This is a genomic window from Halomonas sp. 707D4 (genome assembly GCF_024158685.1).
GTDB lineage: Bacteria > Pseudomonadota > Gammaproteobacteria > Pseudomonadales > Halomonadaceae > Vreelandella.
Genome location: NZ_JAMZBD010000151.1, coordinates 1 through 6,637 on the forward strand (window position 1 = coordinate 1; position 6,637 = coordinate 6,637).

A 6,637-nucleotide genomic window follows, 5' to 3' on the forward strand; every position below is an offset into this window, starting at 1 on the left:
CCCCAGAGCCCCAGGGCCAGGGCGCGCTCGCCCTCGTCCTCGAAGGTCTTGCGAATGACGCCCAGGACGCAGGGCATGATCATCGCCCCGCCCAGGGCGAGCACCACTCGAGCGCCGATCAGCATGGCCGGAGTGGTGGAGAACGCCGCCAGCAAGGACGCGATCCCGAACACACCGAGCCCGGTCAACAGCAGTCGGCGAGTGCCGATGCGATCCGCCAGGGTACCCATGGGCACCAGCAGGCCCGCCATCAGCAGTGGATAGATATCGATGATCCAGAGCACCTGGGTGCCGGTGGCCTGAAGGGCCGGGGTCAAGACCGGCACCGCCACGTGCAGGATCGTCATGTCGATGACCACCGGCAGAAACGCCAGCATCACCGCAAGCAAAACCCACCAACGGCGGGTGTTCGTCGTTTTCATCGAGCGGTCTCCTTTTCAGCAAGGTCGAACGGTTGCACGGGGTTACTCCTGCTGGCTTGCATGGTGGGTTGAGGCCGTGCGCCGGGCGGCGCGCCAGGCACCGACGCGCTCTTGCAGGCCCATCACGAACACGAAGAACACCGGCACGAACAGCACCACCAGCAAGGTGCCGCTGACCATGCCCCCAAACACGCCGGTGCCGATCGCGTGCTGGGTGTTGGCGCTGGCGCCGAAGGCGAGCATCAGCGGCACCACGCCAAGGCCGAAGGCGAGAGAGGTCATCAGGATCGGGCGCAGGCGCAGCCGGGCCGCTTCCACCGCCGCTTCCCGAAGCCCCCAGCCCTGCTCACGAAGCTGCTTGGCGAACTCGACGATCAGGATCGCGTTCTTGGCCGAGAGCCCGATCACCGTAACCATGCCGACCTTGAAGAACACATCGTTGGGCAGGCCTCTGAGCAGCATGGCCGCCACCGCCCCGAGCAACCCCAGGGGCACGACCAATATGACCGACAGCGGAATCGACCAGCTCTCGTACAGGGCGGCGAGCACCAGAAACACCGCCAGGATCGACAGCGCCACCAGCAAAGGCGCCTGGGAGGCGGACTGGCGCTCCTGCAGGGACTGGCCAGTCCAGGCCACGGCGAAGCCGGCGGGCAGCGCCTGGACCAGGCGCTCCATCTCGGCCATGGCCTGGCCGGTGGAGGCCCCCGGCGCCGCGCTTCCGGAAATGCTCGAGGCGGGGTAGCCCAGGTACCGCTCCAGCTGCAGCGGCGTCTCGTCCCACACCGGCGTGACCACCTCGGACAGGGACACCATGCCCCCGCGCGTATTGCGCACCTGTAGCCTCAGCACGTCGTCGATCTGCATGCGAGCCGGGGCATCCGCCTGCAAGATGACCTGCTGCATCCGCCCGTCGTTGGGGAAGTCGTTGAGATAGGACGACCCCATGGCGGCAGAGAGGATCTCGCCGATATTGGCAAACGGCACGCCCAGGGCCTCGGCCTTGCGCCGGTCGATGTCCAGGCGCAGGCTCGCGCCCTCGGGCAGGCCATCGGCGTAGACATCGCTGACCACGGCGCTTTGGGCGGCCAGCTCGACCAGCTTGGCTTCCGCCTCCTTCAGGGCGGCAGGCCCTTGATTGCGAAGATCCTGCAGGTAGAAGGTGAAGCCGGACTTGGTGCCCAGTTCGTCGATCGCCGGGGGCAACAGGCTCATCACCTTGCCCTCGTTCAGTTGCTCCATGGCCTGCTGGGCCAGCTCCGCTTCCTGGGCGGTGCTGGCGCCGTCGCGCTCGCCCCAGTCCTTGAGTATGGTGAACGCCAGCGCCGTGTTCGCCCCGGAGCCGGAAAAGCCGAAGCCCAGGATGGACATGTTGCCGCTGATGCCCGGGCGCGCCATCACGTGGTCCTCGTAGGCCTTGACCACGTTCAGGGTGCGCTCGGCGGTGGCATTGGCGGGCAGCTGGATGCTGGTCATGAAGTAGCCCTGATCCTCTTCCGGCAGAAATGACGACGGCAGCCGGCTCATGGCGAACAGCAACACCCCCGCCAGCGCCAAAAACAGCACCATCAGCCGACCGCTGCGGGCGACCAGCCCGGTCACGCGCTTCTCGTAGCGCTGGGTCAGCCCGTCGAAGCGGCGGTTGAACCCTCCGAAGAAGCCGCGCTTTTCGTGATGCCCGGCAGCCACGGGCCGAAGCAGGCTCGCGCACAGGGCCGGGGTCAGCGTGAGGGCCAGAAACGCCGAGAACAGAATCGACACCACCATGGACAGAGCGAACTGCTGGTAGATGACCCCCACCGAGCCCTTCGAGAACGCCATGGGCACGAACACTACCGTGAGCACCAGGGTGATGCCGATGACTGCCCCGGTGATCTCCTTCATCGCCTTCTGGGTCGCCTTTTTCGGCGACAGGCCTTCCGTGGCCATGAGACGCTCGACGTTCTCCACCACGACGATGGCGTCATCGACGATGATGCCGATCGCCAGCACCATGCCGAACATGGTGAGCACGTTGATCGAGGATCCGGCCACCAGCATGACCGTGAAGGTGCCCAGCAGCGCGATCGGCGCCACCAGCGCAGGAATCAGGGTGTAGCGCACCTTCTGCAGAAACAGCAGCATCACCAGAAATACCAGCACCATGGCCTCGAGCAGGGTGTGGATGACCTTCTGGATCGAGACCTTGACGAAGGGTGCGGTATCGAAGGGCACCGAGTAGTTCATGCCCGGGGGCAGGCTCGTGGCGAGCTCTGAAAGCCGCGCTCGCACGCCGTCGGCGGTGCGTACGGCGTTGGCCCCGGGGGCAAGCTGAATGGCGGCGGCGGTGGCGGGCTGGCCGTTTTCCCGGTTCGAGAAGCCGTAGGACTGGGCCCCGAGCTCCACCCGGGCCACATCGCCCAGCAGTACCTGGACGCCACTCTCATCTGCGCGCAGCACGATGGCGGCGAACTCGTCCGGCGTGCGCAGCTGCCCGTCCGCCACCAGCAAGGTGGTGACCGTCTGGCCAGGGATAGCGGGGGACGCCCCGATGCTGCCGGGCACGATCGGCGCGTTCTGCGCCTGGATCGCGGCGGAGACATCGTTGATCGAGAGCGCGTAATCCGCCAGCTTCTGCGGATCGAACCAGATCCGCATCGCCTGCTCGGCGCCGAACAGCTGCACCTTGCCCACGCCATCGACCCGACGCACCTCGTCCACCAGGTTGCGGGCCAGGTAGTCGTTCAGCGCAAGCTCGTCGAAACGGCCGTCTTTCGAGGTCAGTCCCACGATCATCAGAAAGCTCGAGGAGGCGGACTCGACGCTGAGACCATCCTGGCGTACCGCCTGGGGCAGCCGGGGCTCCACCGCCTTGAGCTTGTTCTGCACGTCCACCTGGGCAAGCTCCGGGTCGGTGCCGGGCTTGAAGGTCACGGTGACCGAGGCCGAGCCGGAGGAGTCCGCGGTGGACTGGTAGTACAGCACGTTCTTGACGCTGGAAAGCTCGCGCTCGATGAGGCTGACCACCGTATCGCTCATGGTTTGCGGGGTGGCGCCGGGGTAGGTGGCGGTGATGGTCACCGAGGGCGGCGCCACGGAGGGGTAATGCGCCACCGGCAACGACGGAATGGCGATCACGCCCATCAAGATGATGAACAGGGCGATCACCCACGCGAAGATCGGGCGCTGGATGAAGAACTGAGGCATGGCGGCGAATCCTTGAGCTATTTCCGCTGCGGGGGTTAAAACGAAGACGGAAAATCAGTGGGCAGACGCGACTAGAGCACTGCCGGGGGCGGCGGGCGCCCAGTCCGCAGCGCTGACCTTGGCGCCATCGGACAAGCGCTCGATTCCTTCAACGACCACCTTCTGGCCCTCGGTGAGCCCGCTCTTCACCCGGTAGCGGCCCTCCTTCGTTTCGCCGAGTTCCACGGCGACCATCTCCACCCGCTCGCTTTCATCCATTACCCACACATAGGGGTGGCCGCCAATGCGCACCACGGCTTGCTGGGCCACGGTCAGCGCCGCATCGTACTGGGCGTAGGGCACCCGCGCGCGCAGGAACATGCCCGGCAGCAGTCGATGCTGCGGGTTCTCGGCCAGCACGCGCAGCAGCAGGTTGCCGGTGCTGGCGTCCACCTCGATGCCGGAGAACAGCAGGCGGGCCGACATCTCGAGAGGTTCGCCGTTCTGGCCCAGCAGGGTGACCGGCATGCCGCCGTCGAGGGAGGGCCGGGAGGCCATGGCCCCCTGAAGCGACGTTAGCGACGACGACGGGCGGCGAACGTCGACATAGACCTGATCGATGTTCTGCACCCGGGCCATGGCAGTGGTGTCGGCGCTGCCCACCAGTGTGCCCTCGGTCACCATCGCCTGGTCCACTCGCCCGGCGATGGGCGACGTCACGGTCGCGAACTCCAGATCGAGACGCCGGCGGGCCAGGGTCGCCCGGGCCTCGGCCACGTTCGCGGCGGCCTGCTGGGCGGTCGCCACGGCGTCATCGTAGGCCTGGCGGCTCACGGAGGCGTTGCGCACAAGGGTTTCGAGCCGTGAAGACTGATTACGGGCGTTGGCCAGTTCCGCCTCGGCCTTCTGCAGCGCGGCCTGGGCGGTGTCCACATCGGCCTGAAACGGCGCCGGGTTGATCTCGAACAGGGCCTGGCCGGCCTCCACGTCATGGCCCTGCTCGAACAACCGGCGTTGAACGATGCCGCCGACCTGGGCGCGAATGTCCGCTACTTGAAACGGCGTGACCCGTCCGGGCAGATCCTCGGTGAGTTCCCACGGGACGGCGGCCAGGGTGTCGACGGAGACCCGAGGCGCAGGCGGTGCCACGGCCTCCTCTTCCCTGGGCCCACAGCCGGCCAGCACGGTCATTAACACGGCGGCCACACCGGTACGACGGCACAGAGTTGCAAGCTTCATGAGTAGTCCCTTCAGGTACAGGCAGACGCCTGCCAGTTGAATGGACGGGACTATAGCGACCTCGCATGGTGTTCACGTCGACGGTATGTGGAGATATGATGGAGAACGCAAAATTGTTCGAGCCCGCTCATGCCCACGCCCCACCCGCCCTCTTCCAGCCCGCGCGCCCTGGTGCTCATCATCGAAGACGAGCCCGAGATCGCAGAGATCCTGCAGGCCTATCTGGCGCGCGCGGAGCTTCGTACCCTGCATGCGGCGGACGGCCACCAGGGCCTGGCACTGCACGCGACGATGAAGCCGGATCTGGTGCTGCTCGACGTGAAGATGCCGAAGCTGGACGGCTGGCAGGTGCTGTCCGAGATTCGCCACCGGGGCCACACGCCGGTGATCATGCTGACGGCGATGGATCAGGACATCGACAAGCTGATGGGCCTGCGCTTCGGCGCCGACGACTACGTGGTCAAGCCTTTCAACCCCGCCGAGGTGGTCGCCCGGGTCGAGGCGGTGTTGAGGCGCAGCATGAACGATACTCAACCGCCCCCGGTGCTTCGGCTTCCACCCTTCGAGATCGACCTGGAACAGCACGAGGCCTCGGTACAGGTGAACGGCGTGACCCACGGCCTGGCCCTGACCCTTACCGAATTCCGGCTGCTGACCCATCTGGCCCGGGCCCCGAAAAAGGTCTTCACCCGAGGAGAGCTGCTGGCCGCCTGCCTGCCCGAGGGCGAGGCCCTGGAGCGCACCGTGGACAGCCACATCAGCAAGCTGCGCAAGAAGCTCGACGACCTGGGCATCCAGGGCGTGCCCGCCAGTATTCGCGGCGTGGGGTACCGGCTCTGGGCCGCGCCATGAAGCTCGTCGGCCTGAGCCGGACCATCGCCCTGACCATGGCCGCGATGGCCTTCGGCATCACCTTGCTGGTGCTGGCCACCTCGTACCTGTTCTATTTCGTGATGTCGCGGTACTGGCAGGATTCTCTCGAGGAGTTCGGCCTGTTCCCCACCGGGCCGGAATGGATCTGGATCGTTCTCGCCACGCTAATCGCGCTGCTGTTCGCGATGTTCGTGGGGGTTCAACTGGCCCGGCGCATCCTGGTGCCGTTGAACTCCGTCACCCAGGGCATTCGCCGGGTGGCCGAGGGCGACCTGAGCGCCCGGGCCACCACGGGTGACCGCTCCCTGGGCGAGGCGGCGGTGCTGGCCAAGGATTTCAACGCCCTGGCGGACCAGCTAGCGCGCATGTCGGACGAGATGACGTTCTGGAACGCGGCCATTGCCCACGAGCTTCGCACCCCGGTGACCATCCTGCGCGGGCGTTTGCAGGGCCTGGCGGAAGGCGTATTTCCGCCGGAGACGCCCCAGTTTCTGAGTCTGCTGAAACAGGTGGACGGCATCGCCCAACTGATCGAGGACCTGCGGGCGGTGAGCCTGGCGGACAGCGGCCACCTGACCCTCGAGATTACCGAGTGCGACCTGGGCGCCGAGATCGCGTCCGTCATCGAGTTCTGCCGCCACGCCCTGGAGGCGTCCCACCATGTCCCGACGCTCGAACTGCCCATACGCACCGTGTACGGCGATCCCTTCCGCCTTCGTCAGGCCCTGCTGGCACTGCTGGAAAACGTGCGCCAGCACGCAAGCCCCGGGGAGGTACGCATTCAATTGACCCGGGAGGCAACGGCCTACGTACTGCGGGTCATGGACGAAGGCCCCGGTGTTGGCCCGGAGGACGCCGCCCACATCTTCACCGCCTTTCGCCGCGCCCGCCCGGCGGAGGCACAAGCCCCCCTGGGCCAGGGCGGCAGCGGCCTGGGC

5 protein-coding genes are annotated in these 6,637 nt (G+C 66.7%); 2 read left to right on the forward strand and 3 right to left on the reverse strand.

What is annotated here, in order from left to right:
• The 3 genes from BIS11_RS08325 to BIS11_RS08335 all read right to left on the reverse strand — a co-directional run.
• Positions 1 to 422: MFS transporter (locus BIS11_RS08325; RefSeq protein ID WP_253425970.1), on the reverse strand; the 422-nt coding region annotated here is incomplete at its 3' end.
• A 42-nt stretch (positions 423 to 464) separates the two neighbouring features.
• A complete protein-coding gene (locus BIS11_RS08330) occupies positions 465 to 3,608 on the reverse strand; it encodes a multidrug efflux RND transporter permease subunit (protein WP_253425967.1) in 3,144 nt (1,047 codons plus the stop codon).
• 54 nt (positions 3,609 to 3,662) lie between these two features.
• Positions 3,663 to 4,826, reverse strand: a complete 1,164-nt coding sequence (locus BIS11_RS08335) for an efflux RND transporter periplasmic adaptor subunit (protein ID WP_253425964.1) — start codon at positions 4,824 to 4,826, stop codon at positions 3,663 to 3,665.
• Positions 4,827 to 4,955: 129 nt separating this feature from the next.
• Here BIS11_RS08335 and BIS11_RS08340 point away from each other — a divergent pair, with 129 nt between their 5' ends.
• Both BIS11_RS08340 and BIS11_RS08345 read left to right on the forward strand, forming a co-directional pair.
• Positions 4,956 to 5,678: a response regulator gene (locus tag BIS11_RS08340; RefSeq protein ID WP_253585914.1), complete on the forward strand. Its 723-nt coding sequence runs from the start codon at positions 4,956 to 4,958 to the stop codon at positions 5,676 to 5,678.
• Positions 5,675 to 6,637: ATP-binding protein (locus BIS11_RS08345; RefSeq protein ID WP_253585915.1), on the forward strand; the 963-nt coding region annotated here is incomplete at its 3' end. The genes BIS11_RS08340 and BIS11_RS08345, both read left to right, overlap by 4 nt.